General features: G+C 74.1%; 17 protein-coding genes. 13 read left to right on the top strand and 4 right to left on the bottom strand.

Annotated elements, in window-relative coordinates; genetic code table 11:
• The 4 genes from AC27LF_RS39690 to AC27LF_RS39675 form a co-directional block, all read right to left on the bottom strand.
• The gene (locus AC27LF_RS39690) at positions 1 to 1,029 is read right to left on the bottom strand and encodes an LLM class flavin-dependent oxidoreductase (protein WP_479665078.1); all 1,029 of its coding nucleotides are present in this window, start codon (positions 1,027 to 1,029) and stop codon (positions 1 to 3) included.
• A gap of 225 nt (positions 1,030 to 1,254) precedes the next feature.
• Complete coding sequence (locus tag AC27LF_RS39685; protein WP_479665079.1) at positions 1,255 to 2,454, bottom strand: glycoside hydrolase family 64 protein; 1,200 nt, start codon at positions 2,452 to 2,454, stop codon at positions 1,255 to 1,257.
• Positions 2,455 to 2,602: 148 nt separating this feature from the next.
• Entirely contained in the window at positions 2,603 to 3,358 is a 756-nt protein-coding gene (locus tag AC27LF_RS39680; protein ID WP_479665080.1) for a dienelactone hydrolase family protein, read from the bottom strand.
• Positions 3,359 to 3,462: 104 nt separating this feature from the next.
• Positions 3,463 to 4,083, bottom strand: a complete 621-nt coding sequence (locus AC27LF_RS39675) for an L-threonylcarbamoyladenylate synthase (RefSeq protein ID WP_487227837.1) — start codon at positions 4,081 to 4,083, stop codon at positions 3,463 to 3,465.
• Positions 4,084 to 5,076: 993 nt separating this feature from the next.
• Between AC27LF_RS39675 and AC27LF_RS39670 the strand changes: the two genes are divergently transcribed.
• The 13 genes from AC27LF_RS39670 to hypF all read left to right on the top strand — a co-directional run bounded on the left by AC27LF_RS39670 (position 5,077) and on the right by hypF (position 19,635).
• Positions 5,077 to 6,609: a helix-turn-helix domain-containing protein gene (locus AC27LF_RS39670; RefSeq protein WP_479664607.1), complete on the top strand. Its 1,533-nt coding sequence runs from the start codon at positions 5,077 to 5,079 to the stop codon at positions 6,607 to 6,609.
• A gap of 430 nt (positions 6,610 to 7,039) precedes the next feature.
• The gene (locus tag AC27LF_RS39665; RefSeq protein ID WP_479664605.1) at positions 7,040 to 8,809 is read left to right on the top strand and encodes a hydrogenase maturation protein; all 1,770 of its coding nucleotides are present in this window, start codon (positions 7,040 to 7,042) and stop codon (positions 8,807 to 8,809) included.
• Positions 8,810 to 8,890: 81 nt separating this feature from the next.
• Positions 8,891 to 9,976 carry an NADH-quinone oxidoreductase subunit B family protein gene (locus tag AC27LF_RS39660; protein WP_479664604.1) on the top strand — a complete coding sequence of 362 codons (1,086 nt, stop codon included), beginning with the start codon at positions 8,891 to 8,893 and terminating at the stop codon, positions 9,974 to 9,976.
• Between the two features lie 111 nt (positions 9,977 to 10,087).
• The gene (locus AC27LF_RS39655; protein ID WP_479664603.1) at positions 10,088 to 11,872 is read left to right on the top strand and encodes a nickel-dependent hydrogenase large subunit; all 1,785 of its coding nucleotides are present in this window, start codon (positions 10,088 to 10,090) and stop codon (positions 11,870 to 11,872) included.
• Positions 11,869 to 12,417: a hypothetical protein gene (locus AC27LF_RS39650; RefSeq protein ID WP_479664602.1), complete on the top strand. Its 549-nt coding sequence runs from the start codon at positions 11,869 to 11,871 to the stop codon at positions 12,415 to 12,417. The genes AC27LF_RS39655 and AC27LF_RS39650 overlap by 4 nt, the downstream gene beginning before the upstream one ends.
• Positions 12,414 to 13,067 carry a DUF5947 family protein gene (locus tag AC27LF_RS39645; RefSeq protein WP_479664601.1) on the top strand — a complete coding sequence of 218 codons (654 nt, stop codon included), beginning with the start codon at positions 12,414 to 12,416 and terminating at the stop codon, positions 13,065 to 13,067. The genes AC27LF_RS39650 and AC27LF_RS39645 overlap by 4 nt, the downstream gene beginning before the upstream one ends.
• On the top strand, positions 13,064 to 13,738 hold the full coding sequence (locus AC27LF_RS39640; protein ID WP_479664600.1) for a DUF6084 family protein: 675 nt from the start codon (positions 13,064 to 13,066) through the stop codon (positions 13,736 to 13,738). The genes AC27LF_RS39645 and AC27LF_RS39640 overlap by 4 nt, the downstream gene beginning before the upstream one ends.
• Positions 13,735 to 15,156 carry a hypothetical protein gene (locus AC27LF_RS39635; RefSeq protein ID WP_479664599.1) on the top strand — a complete coding sequence of 474 codons (1,422 nt, stop codon included), beginning with the start codon at positions 13,735 to 13,737 and terminating at the stop codon, positions 15,154 to 15,156. Before AC27LF_RS39640 ends, AC27LF_RS39635 begins: the two co-directional genes overlap by 4 nt.
• On the top strand, positions 15,153 to 15,707 hold the full coding sequence (locus AC27LF_RS39630) for a hydrogenase maturation protease (protein ID WP_479664598.1): 555 nt from the start codon (positions 15,153 to 15,155) through the stop codon (positions 15,705 to 15,707). Before AC27LF_RS39635 ends, AC27LF_RS39630 begins: the two co-directional genes overlap by 4 nt.
• The gene (locus tag AC27LF_RS39625) at positions 15,704 to 15,805 is read left to right on the top strand and encodes a DUF6893 family small protein (protein ID WP_479664597.1); all 102 of its coding nucleotides are present in this window, start codon (positions 15,704 to 15,706) and stop codon (positions 15,803 to 15,805) included. The genes AC27LF_RS39630 and AC27LF_RS39625 overlap by 4 nt, the downstream gene beginning before the upstream one ends.
• 243 nt (positions 15,806 to 16,048) lie before the next feature.
• The gene (locus AC27LF_RS39620) at positions 16,049 to 16,441 is read left to right on the top strand and encodes a hydrogenase maturation nickel metallochaperone HypA/HybF (protein WP_479664596.1); all 393 of its coding nucleotides are present in this window, start codon (positions 16,049 to 16,051) and stop codon (positions 16,439 to 16,441) included.
• 3 nt (positions 16,442 to 16,444) lie between these two features.
• Positions 16,445 to 17,254 (top strand): hydrogenase nickel incorporation protein HypB, encoded by an 810-nt coding sequence (gene hypB, locus AC27LF_RS39615; protein ID WP_479664595.1) that lies wholly within the window; start codon positions 16,445 to 16,447, stop codon positions 17,252 to 17,254.
• Positions 17,251 to 19,635 carry a carbamoyltransferase HypF gene (gene hypF, locus AC27LF_RS39610; RefSeq protein WP_479664594.1) on the top strand — a complete coding sequence of 795 codons (2,385 nt, stop codon included), beginning with the start codon at positions 17,251 to 17,253 and terminating at the stop codon, positions 19,633 to 19,635. The genes hypB and hypF overlap by 4 nt, the downstream gene beginning before the upstream one ends.
• The last annotated feature ends 25 nt before the right edge of the window (positions 19,636 to 19,660 follow it).

The raw sequence follows: 19,660 nt of genomic DNA, 5'->3' as shown, positions 1-19,660 counted from the left end.
TCAGGTGGCGGCCGGGCGGCCGAGCGCGGGGCCGAGCAGGGTCGCCATGTCGGTGAGGATCTGCACGTAGTCCTCGTGGTCGAAGGTGAAGGGCAGCGCGAACGCCACCTCGTCGACCTCGCGGTACGCGGCGTGCGCGTGCAGCCGTTCGGCGATCTCGGCCGAACTGCCCACCAGGTCGGGTGCGAACAGCAGCCTCGCGGGGCCCTGCGGGGACGCCGTGCGGGGCAGGCGCCGCGCCGCGTACTCGGCGTACTTGGCGCGCTGTGCGGGCGTCGCGGAGTCGGTGGGGATCACGACCAGGCCCTGGGAGACCCGGGCCGCGTCACCGTCCGGGTGATGGGCGCGGAACTCACGGATGTGGGACAGCTGGATCTCGGCGAAGTCCCGGCTCTCCTCGGGCTCCTCGGCCTTGACGACGCTGCTCGTCAGGAAGTTCATGCCGTGCTCGCCCGCCCAGCGCGCCGAGCGCAGGCTGCCCCCGCCGTACCACAGGCGGCTGCCGAGCCCGGGGGAGTGCGGCTGCACCACCCGCGAGAACACCTCGAACCCCTCGGTGCCGCCGAAGTCGGTGGCCGGTCTGCCACGCACGAAGTCCAGGAGTCTGCGCACCCGCCCGTGGCTGAAGTCCTCGGCGTCCGCGGTGTCCGGGTACAGGGCCTCTTTCACCTGGTCGTAGTGCATCGGCGGGCCCACGCTCACGCCCGGGTTGAGACGCCCGCCGGACAGGATGTCGACCGTCGCCAGGTCCTCGGCGAGGCGCAGCGGGTTCTCCCAGCCCAACGGAATGACCGCGGTGCCCAGTTCGATCCGGCTGGTGCGCTGCGAGGCGGCCGCGAGGACGGCGACCGGCGACGAGATGCCGTACTGCAGATGGCGGTGGCGCACCCAGGCGCTGTCGAAGCCCAGCCGTTCGCCCAGCTCGATGATCTCCAGTGTGGACTCGTGGCCCCGGCCCGGATCGGCCGCGTCGAACAGTCCGATCGTGAGGAAGCCCAGCTTGCGCAGCGGGCGGTCGGTGGGCGGCACGGGCTCCTCCGGCGGTCGTACGTCAGTTCCGTCCCGATTGTGGCAGGCGAACATTGCGGGCGTGTGATCACTTGGGGGAGTACGCCGGCGCGGCACAGGGGACGGTGGCTTCCGGCGGCGGCAGCCGCACCTCGGCGTGGTGGACGACACTGCCGTCACGACCCGCTGACGCGTCCCGGTCGGCGTCCCGCGCGGAAAACCGCTGCGCGCGCGGGACGCCGCACGTCAACTGAGGGGATCCAGCGTGAGGTACGCCTGCTGCGGGCCGCCGTCGTGCACCAGCGACTCCTGGTTGCCGACGTCGTCGAAGGCGAACGCGTACGCCTTGCCGTCGGCCATCTGCCCGTGGATGAGCCGCGCGTAGTGGTTCGTCACCCCGTCCTGGTAGAAGCCGCCCGGGCCGGTGTCGGGCTGGTTGGCGTTCGTCAGCAGCGTGGACCGGTTGAATCCCGCGCACAGCGTGCGGGAGATCGGGCCGCGCACCGCGTCGTTGGGCGCGTCCAGCAGCTTGTGGCAGCCGAACACGCTGTCCGCGTCCGGCTTCTGGAAGCTCGTCACCACCGCGCCGGAGCCGTCCGTGAAGTTCATGACGCCGCCCGAGACCCGGCCGTAGTACTTGGTGTTCGGCTGGTCGCCGAACGGCGTGACCGTGAGCGTCGAGGTGGCGTACTTGTTCCAGACCCGGCTCACGTAGTCGTCCATGACGGACGCGGGGAGCGCGCCGGTCTCCAGGCCGTGCCCGGGCGAGAGCGCACGCAGCGTGGTGCCGTCGGAGCGGGTCTGGATCAGGCCGCCCCAGCCGCCCGGCTGACCGCGCAGCCCGTCGAACACCCCTTTGTAGCCGCCCGGTTTGAGGTGACCGGTAGTGCTCACCCCGCCGTCCGCGCGCCGCACGCCGACCGCGTACGGCACCGAGAACATGTCGACCTGGGTGCTGTTGAGCCACAGCCCCGCGTCGTTGAGCGTGTACTCGGACCAGTTGAACAGGATGTCCCGGTTGGGGTCGCTGGGGTTCTGCACGGCCGGCTGCACGAGTCCGCCGGTGGTCAGCTTGAACACGAGCTTGTGGCCGTAGGAGAAGTAGATCCGGCCGGAGAACTTGGGGATCCGGATCGTCATCGACTGCCCCGCGGCGGGTCCGGCGATCGCCGCGTCGGGGGCGGGAGTCGGCGGGTTGCCGCCCGCGGGCCAGGCGTGGAACGTGCCGTTCGCGTCGGCCCAGCCCTGCTGTCCCGTGGACAGCTGGGTGCCGATGTCGTAGAGGTACACCGGGTCGGTGCGGCCGGAGTTGTTGGTCACCGTCAGGGTGATGGTGTCCGGTACCGCGGCGGCGGCCCGGTCCGGTGCGCCGAGCGCGAGCAGCGCGCCGACCAGGGCGGTCGCCGCCGTCAGGGACAGCGTGGGGCGCGTGAGTCGTACGAGCACTCTCCACCTCCGTGTGGGGTCGGGGTCGTACGGGCTTGGTCCGTACCTGTCTGAGAGCGCTCTCAGCGTTCCGTCGAGACGCGGTCATGTCAATGTGGCGAGCGAAGACCGCGGGTGCCCGTGGTGTCACGGGCCCCCGCGGCGGGGTTCACAAGGTCCGCTCCAGCAGGTCGAGCAGCGCGGTCCAGTGGCGCTCGTCCGCCTCCCGGTCGTAGGCCGGGGTGTCCGCCTGGGTGTACCCGTGCTGGGCGCCCGGGTAGACCTCGCACCGGTGCCGTACGCCCGCCGCGGTCAGCGCGTCCTCCAGCCGCCGGATCTGCTCCGGGGGCAGCGAGGAGTCCTGGTCGGCATGGCCGAAGTACGCCTCGGCGGTGATGCGTTCGGCGAGCAGGTGCGGGCTGTCCGCGTCCTCGGTGGCCAGCTGCCCGCCGTGGAACCCGGCGACCGCCGCGACCCGCCGCGGATAGGTCCCCGCGGTCAGCAGGGCCAGGCGGGCACCCATGCAGTAGCCGGTCACCGCGACCGGGCCGTCGGCCGCAAGCGGGCTGTCGGCGAGGAACCGCAGCCAGGCGCCCGCGTCCCGCATCGCGAGGCCGGGCGTCAGCGACCGCATGACCGGGCCGATCCGCCGCCAGACGGCCGGGTCCTGGGCCGGGTCGATGAACTCGGGCAACTCGACCACGGGGACGCGCCCGTGCCGGTAGAACACATTGGGCAGCAGAACCGTGTAGCCGGCCGTGGCCAGCCGGTCCGCCATCGACCGCAGATGCGGGCGCAGCCCGAACGCGTCCTGGAAGAACAGGACGGCCGGACGGGGGCGCTCGTCACCGGGATGGACCAGATAGGCGTCGGCGACGCCGTCCTCGGTCGGGATGTCCACGGTCGTTCCCTGTACGGCGGTCATGGCGTCGTCGCCTCCCTGCGGGGGGTGGTCGCCGGGGAACGGGGGGCGCCCCCGGCGGTGCGTGTACGGGCCATGCTGTCACGCGCGATCCGGACGGGACCGGCTCACTCGAAGCGGGCCGGGTCGCCCGCTCCCCGCCTGACCACCTCGGCCTCGCCACCGGAGAAGTCGACCACGGTGGTCGGCTCCGTGCCGCAGTCCCCGGAGTCGACCACCGCGTCCACCACGTGGTCGAGCCGGTCCTTGATCTCCCAGCCCTGGGTCAGCGGCTCGTCCTCGTCGGGCAGCAGCAGCGTGCTGGACAGCAGCGGTTCGCCGAGCTCGGCCAGCAGCGCCTGGGTGACCACGTGGTCCGGGATGCGCACGCCGACGGTCTTCTTCCTGGGGTGCAGCAGCTTGCGCGGCACCTCCCTGGTCGCGGGGAGGATGAAGGTGTAGCTGCCCGGTGTCGACGCCTTCACGGCCCGGAACACATCGTTGTCCACGCGCACGAACTGGCCGAGCTGCGCGAAGTCCCGGCACATCAGGGTGAAGTGGTGCCGGTCGTCGAGGCGGCGAATCGAACGGATCCGGTCCATGCCGTCACGGCTGCCGAGCCGGCACCCCAGGGCGTAGCAGGAGTCGGTGGGGTACGCGATGAGGGCACCCGAGCGCACCGCGTCGGCGATCTGCGCGATGCTGCGCGGCTGCGGGTTGTCGGGGTGCACGTCGAAGTACTTCGCCATCCGCCGAGCTTAAGCCGTCCCCCACTCCCTTACCCCCCGGCACCACCCACCCCCTGCCTCGCGCTGCGCGACGCGAGAACGGTGGAGGCATGGGGGAGGGCCGGTGGTGGCGCGGCGGGTGCCGGTGGGCAGCGGTGTGTGCGGCGGGCCGCCCGGTGCGGGAGCCGGGCGTGCGGGGCCGGGCCGGGGTCCGTGTCGGGCGGTGCGGGTGGTGGCGCGGCGCTGCGTGGCCGGGCGGCGCGGCGGAGGGGCGAGGGCGGCGATGCGTGCGGGGCCGGGCCGGGGTCCGTGTCGGGCGGTGCGGGTGGTGGCGCGGGGCTGGGTGGCCGGGTGGCGCGGCGGAGGGGCGAGGGCGGCGATGCGTGCGGGGCCGGGCCGGGGTCCGTGTCGGGCGGTGCCGGTGGTGGCGCGGCGGGTGCCGGCGGGCCGCGCGGTGCGGGAGCCGGGCGTGCGGGGCGGGGCGGGGTCCGTGTCGGGCGGTGCGGGTGGTGGCGCGGGGCTGGGTGGCCGGGTGGCGCGGCGGAGGGGCGAGGGCGGCGGTGCGTGCGGGGACGCGAGCCGAGCGGCCGGGGGCGGGCGGGTGCTGCTCGGATGTTCCCCGGCCGACGGTGAGCCGGACGCCCTCGGCTCCCGTTCGCGGGCGCGGACTCGGCTCACCCGTCGCCACCCCCGGCGGGCCACTGCCCCGGATGATCCCGTCCGCCTCTCCCGAACGGGGCTCACCCGGGCGCCCCGCGCCGCCTGCGCCGGCGGTTGTGGTTCCCGGCAGGCAGCCGTAGGCATGGCTCGGGTTCGGCGGGGAAGGCGACGGGCGTACCGCTCGGGACCCACCCCCCCGGCCCGAGTCGGTCGGCTCCGCCGGCGGTCCGTCCCCCGGGACCGCCGGCGGAGAACAAGGCCCCGGCCGCCGGGCAGGCGGGACGCGGGTCGCGCTTCGGGTAGCGTCGTTCTTCGTAGACCGAGGCCAACGGGATGGACGAGGGGAAGCGCTGGATGGCCGGCCTGGCGGACGAGGGCCCGCAGACACGGACGACGCACGGCGAGGACGCCGCCTGGGCCGGGGAACTCCTCGACCAACTGCGGTCCACCGGACGAGACCTGAGCCGGGTCGTCGACTGGCTCGCACGGAACGTGGACGGCACCGTCTGCCTGCGGGACGACTCCGGAGCCGTACTCGCCGGCGAACCGGTGCCGCTTGCCGACCCGCTGGTCGCGGACGTGGTGAGCGGCCGTATCTCGTCCGCCGCCCTGGCGGACGGCGGGCGGCACGTCCGCCTGGTCGCGGTGCGCCACCGCGGACCGTTCCGGGAGGCGACGGGCGTGCTGGCCGTGGCCCGCGCCACCCCCTTCGACCGGCGCAGCGCGGAGATGGTGACCCGCACCGCCCCGGTCGTCGAACTCCTGCTGCGCGAACGCGAACTGACGGCCGCCGGACGGCGGCTCAGCCGGGCCACCGCCGACCTGCGGCTGGCCATCCTGCAACTGCTGATGGTGGAGGACACCGTCGCCGCCCGCCGGGTCGCCGCCGGCCTGTGGCCCGGCCTGCTCGACACCGACACCGCCAGCGTGTACGTCGTCGAGGGTGCCGCCGAGGAACGGGACCGGCTCGTGGACGAGTGCATCGAGGCGACCGGCGGCCGGGCCCTCGTCGTGCGCTGCCCCGCGATGGACCGGCACGTCATCGTCCTCAGCCCCGCCGCCACGGCGGAGGAGCGGCTGCGCCCGCTGGTCCACCGCCGCCCCGGCACCTATCTCGGCGGCAGCGTCCGGCAGAGCCTCGCCCAGACCGCCCTCGCCTACGGGCAGGCCATCAGCGCCCTCGCCGTCGCCCACTTCCGCCCCGAGCAGGCGGCCGTCTACGCCGAACGCACCCACCCGGAGACGCTGATGGACCTCGGCGCGCTGCGCGCCTGGTCCGCCGACGTGCTGCGCCCGCTCGACACCCTGCCCCACCACACCAGGGCCGAACTGCTCGCCACCACCCGGCTGGGCCTGGAGTACACAGCGGTCAGCGCGGCCAAGGTGCTCGGCGTCAGCCGCAACACGGTACGGGCCCGCATGGACCGCGTCGAGGCGCTGCTGGACACCGACTTCTCCGACCTCGCCGTCCGCGCCACCGTCCACCTGGCGCTGAACATCCAGGCGGGCTGCGCCGTGCCCGGCGGTCCGGGACCGGCCGCGGGGGCGCCCGCCGTCCGGCTCGGCGCACTGCTCGCCGGCTCCGCGATCCGCGCCTGGGCCCATGACCTGCTGGACCGGCTGACCCACGACGGACGGGACCTGCGCGGCACCCTGCGCGCCTGGATCGGCGCCGGCGCGAACGCCGAACGGGCCGCCCAGGACCTCGGCGTGCACGCCCAGACGGTGCGCGAGCACGTCCGCAGCGCGGAACCCGTCCTGGAACGCCAGCTCCTCGCCTCGGGCAGCGACCTGTACGAGGTCGTCCTCGCCCACCTGGTGGTCGGTGACCTCCCCGAGCCCGTGCTGCGCCGTACGAAGCAGGATCAAAAACATCAAAAACTTTAAAAACGGGGTCAAACGGACTCGGCTGTGCACAGGTGAGTCCTCGCGGCGCCGCAGCGGGCACCGGCGCGATACCCCCACGGCCACTCGCGCACGTAAGTTCGGCACTCGATGGGGGCACGACCGGAACGGGGGACCGGTCGCGCCCCCACGGTGCGTTCCCCGCCGCACGGCCCGCCCCTGCGCCGGTGCGCGGCCCGGCTGCCGTCCGGGCACGGTGCCTCAAGCCCCTGAATCAGCAACCGAGTTGAGCCGTGGGCGGGCTCCCGGCGGGCACAGTCCACGCCCGGCCGGGGCACGCCGCCGGGTGGCGGTGCTGCCGTCCGCTTTCGGGTGACCCGGCAGCCCGGCGCCCGGGAGCGGGGCGGCGGATGCCCGACGATCGCATCGGCCGGGCGGAAGGACCCGCGCCCTCGTCCGCCGGGAGAACACCGTGCACATCCTGCTCGTGGCCAGCGCCTTCAACAGCCTCACCCAACGCGTCCACGCCGAACTGCGCGACCGCGGGCACACCGTGGCGGTGGAACTCGCCCTCCCCGGTCACCGCCTGACCGAGGCCGTCGACCGCCACGACCCGCACCTGGTCCTCGCCCCGATGCTCAGGACGGCGATCCCCGCCGAGGTGTGGACGGTGCGGCCCTGCCTCGTCGTGCACCCCGGCCCGCTCGGGGACCGCGGTCCCTCCTCGCTGGACTGGGCCGTCCACGAGGGCGCCGAGACCTGGGGCGTCACCGTCCTGCAGGCGGAGCAGGAGATGGACGCCGGCGCCGTGTGGGCGACGGTCGGCTGCCCGGTGCCCCCGGTGGCCAAGAGCGACCTGTACCGGGGCGAGATCGCCGACGCCGCGCTGGCCGCCGTCACCCTCGCCGTGGAGCGCTTCGCCTCGGGCACCTACCGGCCCGTACCGCAGCGGACCGGGCGCACCCGTCCCTATCTCGACCAGAGCGTCCGGCGGATCGACTGGGCCGCCGACTCCACCCGTACCGTCGTGCGCAAGCTGCGCGCCGCTGACTCTCGGCCCGGCGTGCTCGACGTCCTGTGCGGCGAGGAGTGGTACCTGCACGGCGGCCACCCCGAGTACCGGCTGCACGGCGCGCCCGGAGCCCTGCTGGCCACCCGCACCGGCGCGGTCTGCCGGGCCACCGCCGACGGCGCCGTGTGGATCCCCGAGCTGCGCCGCAGGCGGGCTGCGGGGCAGCCGCCCGCGGTCAAGCTGCCGGCGGTGACGGCCCTCGGGGACCGGCTGCCCGACCTGCCCGAGTTCGCGCCCGCGCCGACGGCGGACGCGGGCAGCCGCGGCTGGAGCGACATCCGCTACCGGGAGGACGGCGACGTCGGCTTCCTGGAGTTCTCCTTCCCCGGCGGCGCGATGAGCACCACGCAGTGCCGGCGCCTGCTCGCCGCCTACCGTCAGGCATGCGCACGCCCCACCACCGTGCTGGTGCTGGGCGGCCGACGCGACTTCTTCTCCAACGGCATCCACCTCGGCGTCATCGAGGCCGCCCCGGACCCCGCCGCCGAGTCCTGGGCGAACATCAACGCCATCGACGACCTCGTCGAGGCGGTCCTGACCACCACGGACCGGCTGGTCGTCGCCGCCCTCGCGGGCAACGCCGCCGCCGGCGGGGTGATGCTCGCCCTCGCGGCCGACGAGGTCTGGTGCCGCTCCGGGGCCGTACTGAACCCGCACTACCGGCTCATGGGCCTGTACGGGTCGGAGTACTGGACGTACACGCTGCCCCGCCGGGTGGGCGCGGCGGCGGCCGAGCGGCTGATGGCGGACGCCCTGCCGGTGAGCGCCGCGGGCGCCCTGCGGGCCGGCCTGGCCGACCGGGTGATCGCGTGCGCGCCCGGGGAGTTCGCGGCCAAGACGGCGGGGCTCGCGGCCCGGCTCGCCACGATGCCGGGGACACCGTCCCGGATCGCGGCCAAGAAGGCGGAACTGGACCGCCAGGAGTGCGCCGAGCCGCTGGCCGCGTTCCGGCAGCGCGAGCTGGCCCGGATGCGCCCCGTCTTCGACGACCCGGACGCCCCCTACCACGCGCTGCGCCGGGCCTTCGTACGCAAGCAGCGCCCGTCCGCCACACCGCCGCACCTCACCCGCGCCACCGGACCGCACACCGGCACCCGGCAAGGCGGCCTGACGAGGTCACCCGTCACTGGAACGGACCGCGCCGACCTCTCGTCGCCCGCGGACGCCTGATAGCAAGAAAAACACGGCGGCCGTAGTGCCGGCCGCCCTCTCCCTGCCTCACCTCCCCTACCTCCCCGAGGAGGCGGTCCCATGACTCCGGCCACGCCCAGCAGCGCCCAGGCGCCCACCGGCGGTGCACCCGCGGGCGAGACACCCACGATCCACATCCTCTGGATCAACGCCGGGCTGAGCTGCGACGGCGACTCGGTCTCGCTGACCGCCGCCATGCAGCCGAGCATCGAACAGATCGCGCTCGGTGTGCTGCCGGGGCTGCCGAAGGTCGAGGTGCACTGGCCCCTCATCGACTTCGACAGCGGTCCGGTCGGCGGCGCCGACACGTTCATCGAGTGGTTCTTCAAGGGGGAACGCGGCGAGATCGATCCCTTCGTGCTGGTCGTGGAGGGCTCCGTGCCCAACGAGGCGATCAAGCCCGAGGGGTACTGGTGCGGCTTCGGGGACAACCCGGAGACCGGCCAGCCGATCACCACCAGCGAGTGGATCGACCGTCTCGCGCCCAAGGCCCTCGCCGTCGTCGCCATCGGCACCTGCGCCACCTACGGCGGCATCCACGCCATGGCGGGCAACCCGACCGGCGCGATGGGCGTGCCCGACTACCTCGGCTGGAACTGGAAGTCCAGGGCGGGCATCCCCATCGTGTGCGTCCCGGGCTGCCCCATCCAGCCCGACAACTTCGCCGAGACGCTGACCTATCTGCTCTACCAGGCGGCGGGCTCCGCCCCGATGATCCCCCTGGACGACAAGCTCCGCCCGACCTGGCTGTTCGGCGCCACCGTGCACGAGGGCTGCGACCGGGCCGGCTACTACGAACAGGGCGACTTCGCCGAGGCGTACGACTCGCCCAAGTGCTCGGTCAAACTGGGCTGCTGGGGCCCCGTCGTGAAGTGCAACGTGACCAAGCGGGGCTGGATGAACGGCATCGGCGGCTGCCCGAACGTCGGTGGCATCTGCATCGCCTGCACCATGCCCGGCTTCCCCGACAAGTTCATGCCGTTCATGGACCAGCCCCCCGGCGCGACCCTGTCCACCAAGGCCAGCGGCGCCTACGGCCGGGTCATCCGCCGGCTGCGCGACGTCACCCGGCACACCGTCGACAAGGAGCCCAAGTGGCGCCACACCGGCGGCACGCTCACCACCGGATACCGGCCGCCGTGGTGAGCGCCCCGGGCGGCCCGCCGGCGGCGGCCCGTCCTCGACCCCGTCAGCACCTCCCGCAGCACCTCCCGCACCTCCCGCACCTCCCGCTCGCAGAAGGGCACGACTGACACGATGGCACCGACGACCAAGGCGGCCGGCGACGGTAGCGGCCTGATCGAGATGTCCTGGGATCCGATCACCCGGATCGTGGGCAGCCTCGGCATCCACACGAAGATCGACTTCAAGCAGAAGCGGGTCGCCGAGTGCTACAGCACCTCGTCCGTCTTCCGCGGCTACAGCGTCTTCATGCGCGGCAAGGACCCGCGCGACGCACACTTCATCACCAGCCGCATCTGCGGCATCTGCGGCGACAACCACGCCACGTGCTCGGTGTACGCGCAGAACATGGCCTACGGCGTCAAGCCCCCGCACCTCGGCGAGTGGATCATCAACCTCGGCGAGTGCGCGGAGTTCATGTTCGACCACAACATCTTCCAGGAGAACCTGGTCGGGGTCGACTACTGCGAGAAGATGGTCAAGGAGACCAACCCGGGCGTCCTCGAACTCGCCGAGCGCACCGAGGCACCGCACGCCGCGGAACACGGCTACCGCACCATCGCCGACATCATGCGGTCCCTGAACCCCATGGAGGGCGAGTTCTACCGCGAGGCGCTTCAGGTCAGCCGCTACACCCGGGAGATGTTCTGTCTGATGGAGGGCCGCCATGTGCACCCCTCCACGCTCTACCCGGGCGGTGTCGGCACCAACGCCTCCGTGCAGCTCTTCACGGACTACCTGAGCCGTCTGATGCGCTACGTCGAGTTCATGAAGCGTGTCGTCCCGCTCCACGACGACCTGTTCGACTTCTTCTACGAGGCCCTGCCCGGCTACGAGGAGGTCGGCAGGCGGCGCGTCCTGCTCGGCTGCTGGGGCGCGCTCAACGACCCCGAGCACTGCGACTTCACCTACGCCAACATGACGGACTGGGGCCGGCGGATGTTCGTCACCCCGGGCATCGTGGTCGACGGCAAGCTGGTCACCACCGACCTCACCGAGATCAACCTCGGCATCCGCATCCTGCTGGGCAGCTCCTACTACGAGGACTGGCAGGGCAGGGAGCGGTTCGTCACCCACGACCCGCTCGGCAACCCGGTCGACGCGCGCCACCCCTGGAACCAGCACACCATCCCCGCCCCGCAGAAGCGCGACTTCGACGACAAGTACAGCTGGGTGATGTCGCCGCGCTGGTTCGACGGCAAGGACCACCTCGCCCTGGACACCGGCGGCGGCCCGCTCGCCCGGCTGTGGACCACCGCCCTGGCCGGCCTGGTCGACACCGGCGGGGTGCGGGCCACCGGACACAGCGTCGTCATCAACCTGCCGCGCACCATGACCCGGCCCGAGACCACCTTCGAGTGGAAGATCCCGAAGTGGAGCAACGCGCTGGAACGCAACCGCGCGCGCAGCTACTTCCAGGCGTATGTCGCCGCCCTCGCCGTGCACTTCGCCGAGCAGGGCCTCGAAGAGGTACGCGCCGGACGCAACCGGACCTGGGAGAAGTTCGAGGTCCCCGACGAGAGCATCGGCGTCGGATTCACCGAGGCGGTCCGCGGCCTGCTCTCCCACCACATGGTGATCCGCGACGGCAAGATCGCCAACTATCACCCGTACCCGCCCACGCCGTGGAACGCCAGCGTCCGCGACCCCTACGGCACGCCCGGCCCCTACGAGGACGCCGTGCAGAACACCCCCATCTTCGAGGAGAACCCGCCGGACAGCTTCAAGGGCATCGACATCATGCGCACCGTGCGCAGCTTCGACCCGTGTCTGCCCTGCGGCGTCCACATGTACGTCGGCGACGGCCGCACCCTGGAGAAGATGCACGTGCCCACCGGCCTGAGCGGACTGGGCGGATGAGCCCCGCCACCGCACCGGCGCACGCGGAGCGGGCCGGCCGGCGCATCGAGGACGTCCTGGACCGGCTGGCCGGCACCACGGACCCGGCCGCCGTCGCCGCGGCCGAGGAACTGGTCCGCTCCCTCATGGAGTTCTACGGCGCGGGACTCGCCCGGATCCTCGAACTGCTGTCGGCCCCCGAGGACCGTCCGCGCGCCGAGGCCCTGTTCGGCGACGCGCTCGTCGCGAGCCTGCTGCTCCTGCACGACCTGCACCCCGAGGACCTGACCACCCGCATCGACCGCGCCCTGCACGGCCTCGACGGCGACGGGCGCGGCGTCCTTGATGTGCTCGGCTTCGACGAGGCGACCGGAACGCTGCGGCTGCGCGCCGTGTCCGGCGGGGGCTGCGGCTGCGCCGCCGGCGCACCCGATCTGCGCCGGGCCGCCGAGGACGCGCTCTCCTGCTTCGCCCCCGAGGTCACGGCCGTGGAGCTGCGCGCCGAGCCCCGCGCGAAGGAGCCCGCACTGCTGCAGATCGGCACCCGTCCCGGGGCCGGTGCATGAGCGCGACCTGGGCCCCGACGGCACCCTCCGGCCGCGGCCTGCGCCGGTTCCTGACCGAACGCCCCGCATCGCCCGAACGCTGCGGGCTGTGCGCGGCACCCGTGGCGGACACGGACCACCGCCACCTCGCCGACACCGAGCAGCGGTCCCTGGTCTGCGCCTGCCCGTCCTGCTTCCTGCTGATGCAACGGCCGGGCGCGGGCGCGGGCCGCTTCCGCCCCGTCCCCGCCCGCTACCTCACCGACCCAGGCCACCGGCTCGACGTCCGCGCCTGGGACACCCTGCGCATCCCGGTCTCCGTCGCCTTCGTCTTCCACAACACCGCCCTCGACCGCCTCGTCGCCCTCTACCCGAGCCCGGCCGGCGCCACCGAGAGCGAAGGGGCACCGCGGGCCTGGACCACGGTCCTCGGCGAGAGCGCCCTCGCCGGACTGCTCGAACCCGACGTCGAGGCACTGCTGCTGCGCCGCACCGCCGACGGCTGCGCCTGCTTCCTGGTGCCCATCGACATCTGCTACGAACTCGTCGGCCGCATGCGGCGGTTGTGGCAGGGCTTCGACGGCGGGGCCGAGGCCAGGGCCGCCCTGGACGCGTTCTTCGCCCGCGTCGAGACCCTGGCCCGGCCGGTCGCAGCCGAGGACCGGCCATGACCGAACTCTCCTTCACCTGCACCGGGGTGCGCGCCGACCGCTACGCTGCCGGGCCGACCCTGGTGTTCCGGCTGCGCGTGACCACACCCGGCGACGAACCCGTGCACGCCCTGGCCCTGCGCTGCCAGATCCGCATCGAACCCGCCCGGCGCGGCTACGACCGCGCCGAGACCGACGGGCTCGTCGACCTGTTCGGCGAGCCGTCCCGCTGGGGCAGCACCCTCCAGCCGGTGCAGTTCGCGCAGATCCCGCTGATGGTGCCCGGCTTCACCCGGGAGACCGAGACCGACCTCGTCGTGCCCTGCACCTACGACATGGACATCGCCGCCACCCGCTACCTCGCCGCGCTCGACGGCGGTGAGGTGCCGCTGCTGATGCTGTTCTCCGGAACGGCGTTCACCGGAGCGGGCGGCTTCCGCGTCGAACCCGTCCCCTGGGACCGGGAGGCCGCCTTCCGGATGCCGGTCGCGACCTGGCGCGAGATGGTCGAACAGCACTTCCCCGGCTGCGGCTGGATCCGGCTGCCCCGCGACACCATGAACGCCCTGCTGGCCCACCGCTCGCGCCGGGCGCTGCCCTCCTGGGAGGCGACCGTGCGGGACCTGCTCGCCCATGCCGTGCCCGCGCCGGAGTCCGCCCTGACCGGCACCACCGGAAGGACCGTTTCGTGAGCGTGACCGCCCTCGCCCCGCAGACCGAGGCGCGCCTCGCCCACGCCCGCAAGGTGGCCGACGCCGTCCTCTTCGAAGGCTATGTGCTCTACCCCTACCGGGCCTCCGCCGCGAAGAACCGGCTGCGCTGGCAGTTCGGCGTGCTGGTGCCGCCCGGCTGGGGCGCCGACCGCGAGGAACACGCCTTCCAGCACACCGAGTGCCTGCTGGAACCCAAGGAAGGCGCCATGCTCGCCGTCGAACTGCGCTTCCTGCGCGCCCGCCGCCGCACCGTCCAACGGGCCCGCCCGGACGGCGGCTTCGAGACCGTACCGGAACTGCGGCTGGCGGACCGGGTGCTGGTCCCCTGGGACGAGGGGATCGAGGAGCGCGTCGAGGCGGTCGTACCGGTCACCGGCCTCCTCGCCGGGGACGTCACGGTGCCCTTCGAGCGGCGCGCGGCCACCGAACACGAGACGGTCCGCGACCCCGAAGGCCGCACGGTCGGCCGGACCGTGCACCGGTACGAGGCGCTGGCCGGCCGGCTGCGCCTTTCGGCCCGCGAACTCGACGGCCCCTGCCGGGTGGTGCGGCTGACCGCCGTCGCCGAGAACACCGGCGACTGGACCCCGCCGGCCGGCCGCGGCGCCGACCGCGACGCGGCACTGCCGCGATCCCTGGTGGCCGCCCATCTCCTCATGGCCGTGGACCGGGGATCGTTCCTGTCGATGACCGACCCTCCCGAGTGGGCCCGGGGCGCGGTCGCCGCCTGCCGCAATCTGCACACCTGGCCGGTCCTGGCCGGCGAGCCGGGCCGCGCGGACGTGCTGCTGTCCTCGCCGATCATCCTGGAGGACCACCCGGCCATCGCGCCCGAGAGCCCCGGCGCGCTGTACGACGCCACCGAGATCGACGAGATCCTCGCGCTGCGCACCGCCGCCCTCACCGACGAGGAGAAGCGCGAGGCGCGGGGCACCGACGAGCGGGCCGCCGCCGTGATCGACCTGGCGGACTCGCTGCCGCCCGAGGTGCTGGAGCGGCTGCACGGCGCGGTCCGCGGCCTGCGCGAGGTGACCCGGCCCGCCGCCGGCACCGGACTTTCCGACGAGCACGGTGTGCCGCGGCCGGACACCCCGTGGTGGGACCCGGCAGGCGACGCGGGGTACGACCCCGGCCACGACAGCGTCCTCGTGGCCGGCCGGCCGGCGCACGCGGGCAGCCGCCTCGTGCTGCGGCCCGGGCCGCGCCGCACCGACGCCCAGGACCTGTTCCTGCACGGGCGCACCGCGACCGTCGAGGCTGTTCTGCACGACGTGGACGGCGCGGTGCACGTCGCGGTCACCGTGGACGGCGACCCGGGCGCCGATCTGCGCCGCGCACAGGGCCGCTTCCTGTACTTCCAGCCCGACGAACTCGCCTGGCCCGGGGAGCCCGCATGAGCGCGCGGCCCGCACACGGCCGGGTCCTCGTCGCCGGCGTCGGGAACGTCTTCCTCGGCGACGACGGCTTCGGCGTGGAGACCGCCCGCGTCCTGGCCGGGCGGCCCCTGCCCCGCCATGTCGAGGTGCTGGACGTCGGGGTGCGCGGAGTGCACCTCGCCTATCAACTCCTCGACGGGTACGACACGCTGATCCTGGTGGACGCCACCGCACGCGGCGGACCGCCGGGCACTCTGTACGTCATCGAGCCCGTGAGCGCCCCCGCGCCCGGCCCGGCGGACGCCGCGCCGGACGGCCACCGCATGACACCCGACGCCGTGCTCGCCCTGCTCGGCACCCTGTGCGCCCAAACCGGCGGGCAGCCCCCGCGCCGCACGCTCGTCGTCGGGTGCGAACCGGCCTGTGTGGCCGAGGGGATGGGGCTGAGCGGGCCCGTCTGCGACGCCGTACCGCAGGCCGTACGGCTCGTGGAGGACCTGCTGGGCGTGGACCGCGAGCCCGAGCCATGTCCCGCCGGCCGGCAAGGCCGCGACCTGAGGAGAGACCCGTGAAGAAGATCGTCTTCGGCGCCGTGGCCGCCGTGGCCGCCGTGCTGGTCGTACAGTCCCTGCCCGACCTGCGCCGCTACCTGCGCATCCGCCGCATGTGACCGGACGCGGGTGCGCGCCGGCCGGGTGGGGCGAAGGGGAGACCGGACAGCGTGCCGCAGAGCGAGCCGGGCACGTCGGCGCGCGGCGCCCGGGTGGGGGCTGCGGCAAACGACGGATGCGGGTGCGTCGCGGCGGCGTGCCGGATCTTCGGCCCGGTGCCCCGCCCCTCTAATGGGAGGCGGCCGTAGCGCGTCCGTGCGGCCGGCGCGCAGCGCACGTACGGTCCGCCGGGACGGAGGCAGATGCACGAGATGTCCATCGCGCTGGCGGTGATCGAGCAGGTGGCACAGGCGGCCGAACGAGCCGGTGACGTCAGCGCGGTGCGCTCGGTGCGGCTCCAGGTGGGCGAACTGGCCGGCGTGGTACCGGAAGCCCTCGCCTTCTCCTTCGAACTCGCCTGCGCCGGAACCCTGTTGGAGGGCGCCGAACTGGTCGCCGACGCGGTGCCCGGACGGGCCCGCTGCGCGCCCTGCGACCACGAATGGGCCGTCGGCATGCCGCCCCGGCTCGGCTGCCCGCGGTGCCGGGGCGCGACCACCGAGCTGTTGTCCGGCCGCGAACTGCGCATCGTCGGGGTGCGCTGGGAGGACGGCACGACGGCGGCAGCCACCCGTGAACCGAGCGAGGAGCGCTGAACCATGTGCCGTGCGGTGGATCTGCACCAGTCCGTGCTCGCCAGGAACGACGAGTCGGCGCACGCCCTGCGTGCCCGGCTCGCGGCCCGCGGCACCACGGTCGTCAACCTGCTCTCCAGCCCCGGCAGCGGCAAGACCGCCCTGCTGGAGCACGAACTCACCCTGGCCCGCGAGCGTTCCGTGCCGGTCGCCGCGCTCACCGCCGACCTGGCCACCGAGAACGACGCGGCACGGCTCGCCCGTTCGGGCGTCCCGGTCCGGCAGATCCTCACCGACGGGCTGTGCCATCTGGAGGCCCGGATGCTCGCCCGGCACGTCGAGGAGTGGCTGCCGCGGCCCACGCGGCTGCTGTTCGTGGAGAACGTCGGCAACCTCGTCTGCCCCGCCTCCTACGACCTCGGCGAAACCCTGCGGGTGGTCCTCGCCTCCGTGACGGAGGGCGAGGACAAGCCGCTGAAGTACCCCACCGCCTTCGGCCTCGCCCACCTGGTGGTCGTCACCAAGACCGACATCGCCGCGGCCGTGGACTTCGACGAGGAGGCGTTCCGCGCCCATGTCGAACAGGTCAACCCGGGCGTCGAGGTGGTGCTGACCTCGGTACGCGCTGGGCGGGGGCTGGGCGTCCTGCTGGAGCGGGCCCTGGCCGCCGCCGACGGCGTCCCGCCGCACACCCCGGTCATGGCCGCCCGCCCGCACGAGCACACCGGGCACGAACACCCGCATGTGCACGATGGGCAGGAGCGTGGCGGGCATGGGCAGGCCGGGCATGCGCCTGCCGGGCACGCGCACGCCGTGGTCCCGGTCCGCTCGTGAGTGTCACCGGGACGGCCGGCGCGACGGTCCTGCGTCGCCGGGTCACCGCGCGCGGCGTGGTCCAGGGCGTCGGCTTCCGGCCGTACGTCCATGCCCTCGCCACCTCGCTCGGCCTGACCGGACACGTGACCAACACCCCGGACGGGGTGGTCGTCGAGGTCGAGGGCGACCGCGCGGCCGTCGACCTGTTCTGCGCCCGCCTCGCGCCGAACGCCCCGCCGCTGGCCCGCGTCGACGGCGTCGACCACGAGGACGTAGCCGCCACCGGCGACGGCGCGTTCACCATCCTCGCCTCCCGGGCCGGCGGCCGGGCCGGCGCCCTGATCCCCCCGGACACGGCGACCTGCGCCGCGTGCCTCGGCGAACTGGCCGACCCCGCCGACCGGCGCCACCGCCACCCCTTCGTCAACTGCACCCATTGCGGGCCCCGCTTCACGATCGTCACCGGCCTGCCCTACGACCGGGCGCACACCACGATGGCCGGCTTCCCGCTGTGCCCGCGCTGCGCCCGCGAGTACGCCGACCCCGCCGACCGGCGCTTCCACGCCCAGCCCGTCGCCTGCCCGGACTGCGGCCCACGGCTGCGGCTGCTCGTCACCCGCCCGGGAAACGGCGGCGCCCCCGAGGAGGTCACCGACGCGGACCCGGTGGCCGAGGCACGCCGGCTGCTGGCCCGCGGGGCGGTTCTCGCGGTGAAGGGGATCGGCGGCTACCACCTGGCCTGCGACGCGACCGACCCCGAGGCCGTCGCGCTGCTGCGCCGCCGCAAGGCGCGGGGCGACAAGCCGTTCGCGCTCATGGCACGCGGCGCGGGCGACATCGAGCACCTGGTGTCGCTCACCGCCGCGGAACGCGAACTGCTCGCCGGCCCGGCCCGCCCGATCGTGCTGCTGCGCCGCCGCGCACCGGCCGGGCCCGCAGGGCCGCGCCCGGCCGAGCAGGTCGCACCCGGCAGCCCCGACCTGGGCGTCATGCTGCCCTACACCCCGCTGCACCACCTCCTGCTGGGCCTGCCGGGCGACCCCGAAGGGCCCCGGCTGCTCGTCATGACCAGCGGCAACGTCTCCGGTGAGCCGATCGTCACCGACGAGCGGGAGGCACTGGAACGCCTGGCGCACCTGGCCGACGCCTGGCTCACCCACGACCGGCCGATCCGGGTGCCGTGCGACGACTCCGTGGTGCGGCTGTGCGACGGGAAACCGCTCATCGTGCGCCGCGCCCGCGGCTATGCGCCGCTGCCGCTCGACCTGCCCGTCCCGGTGCGCCCGGCCCTCGCGGTCGGCGGCGACCTGAAGAACGCGTGCTGTCTCGGCGAGGGGCGGCGGGCCTGGCTGTCGGCGCACATCGGCGACATGGACGACCTCGCCACCCAGCGGGCCTTCGCGCGGGCCGTGGCACACCTGGAGTCGATCACACCGGTGCGGCCGGCGCTGCTCGCGGCCGACCGGCACCCCGGCTACCGCTCCGCCCAGTGGGCCCTGCGCCACGCAGCGGGACGCGAGGTGGTCCGCGTCCAGCACCACCACGCGCACATCGCCGCCGCGATGGCGGAGCACGGCCTCGACGGCACGCGGCGGGTGCTCGGCGCCGCCTTCGACGGCACCGGCCACGGCGACGACCGGGCGGTGTGGGGCGGGGAGTTCCTGCTCGCGGACTACGCCGGCTTCACCCGTGTCGGGCACCTCGCCTATGTCCCCCTGCCCGGCGGTGACGCCGCCGTGCGCCGGCCCTACCGCATGGCGCTCGCGCACCTGCGCGCCGCAGGGCTCGGCTGGTCCGCCGACCTGCCCTGCGTCGCCGCCTGCCCCGCTGTCGAACTCACGGTGCTCTCACGGCAGTTGGAGCGCGGCATCCACTGCGTGCCCACGTCCAGCATGGGGCGCCTGTTCGACGCGGTGTCCTCCCTGGCCGGCGTGTGCCACCGCTCCGGCTACGAGGCGCAGGCCGCCGTCGAACTGGAGGCCGCCGCGCTGTCCGCGCCCCCCGAGGACACAGCCGCGTACACCTTCGCCGTGGCCGGGGCCGCGCCGGCCGACGGCCCGCTGCGGGCCGACCCTGCACCCGTGCTGGCCGCGGTCGTCGACGATCTGCGGGCGGGCGTGCCCGCGGCGTCGATCGCGGCCCGTTTCCACCGCGCCGTCGCCGGCCTCGTCCACCGCGTCTGCCTGCTGGCCCGGGACCGGCACGGGGTGGACACCGTCGCCCTCACCGGCGGTGTGTTCCTCAACTCCCTGCTCTCATCGGCCTGCGCCGCGGCCCTTGCGGCGGACGGATTCACCGTGCTGCGCCACCACCTGGTCCCGCCCGGCGACGGCGGACTGGCCCTCGGGCAGCTGATGGTGGCCGCCCGCGCCGGCGGTCCGGACGGGACGACCCCCTGACGACCGACGCACGACCTGACAGCGA

Source organism: Streptomyces diversicolor, assembly GCF_057537855.1.
The sequence above is the reverse complement of the archived record's forward strand: the minus strand, read 5'-3'. Positions and strand labels throughout refer to the sequence as shown.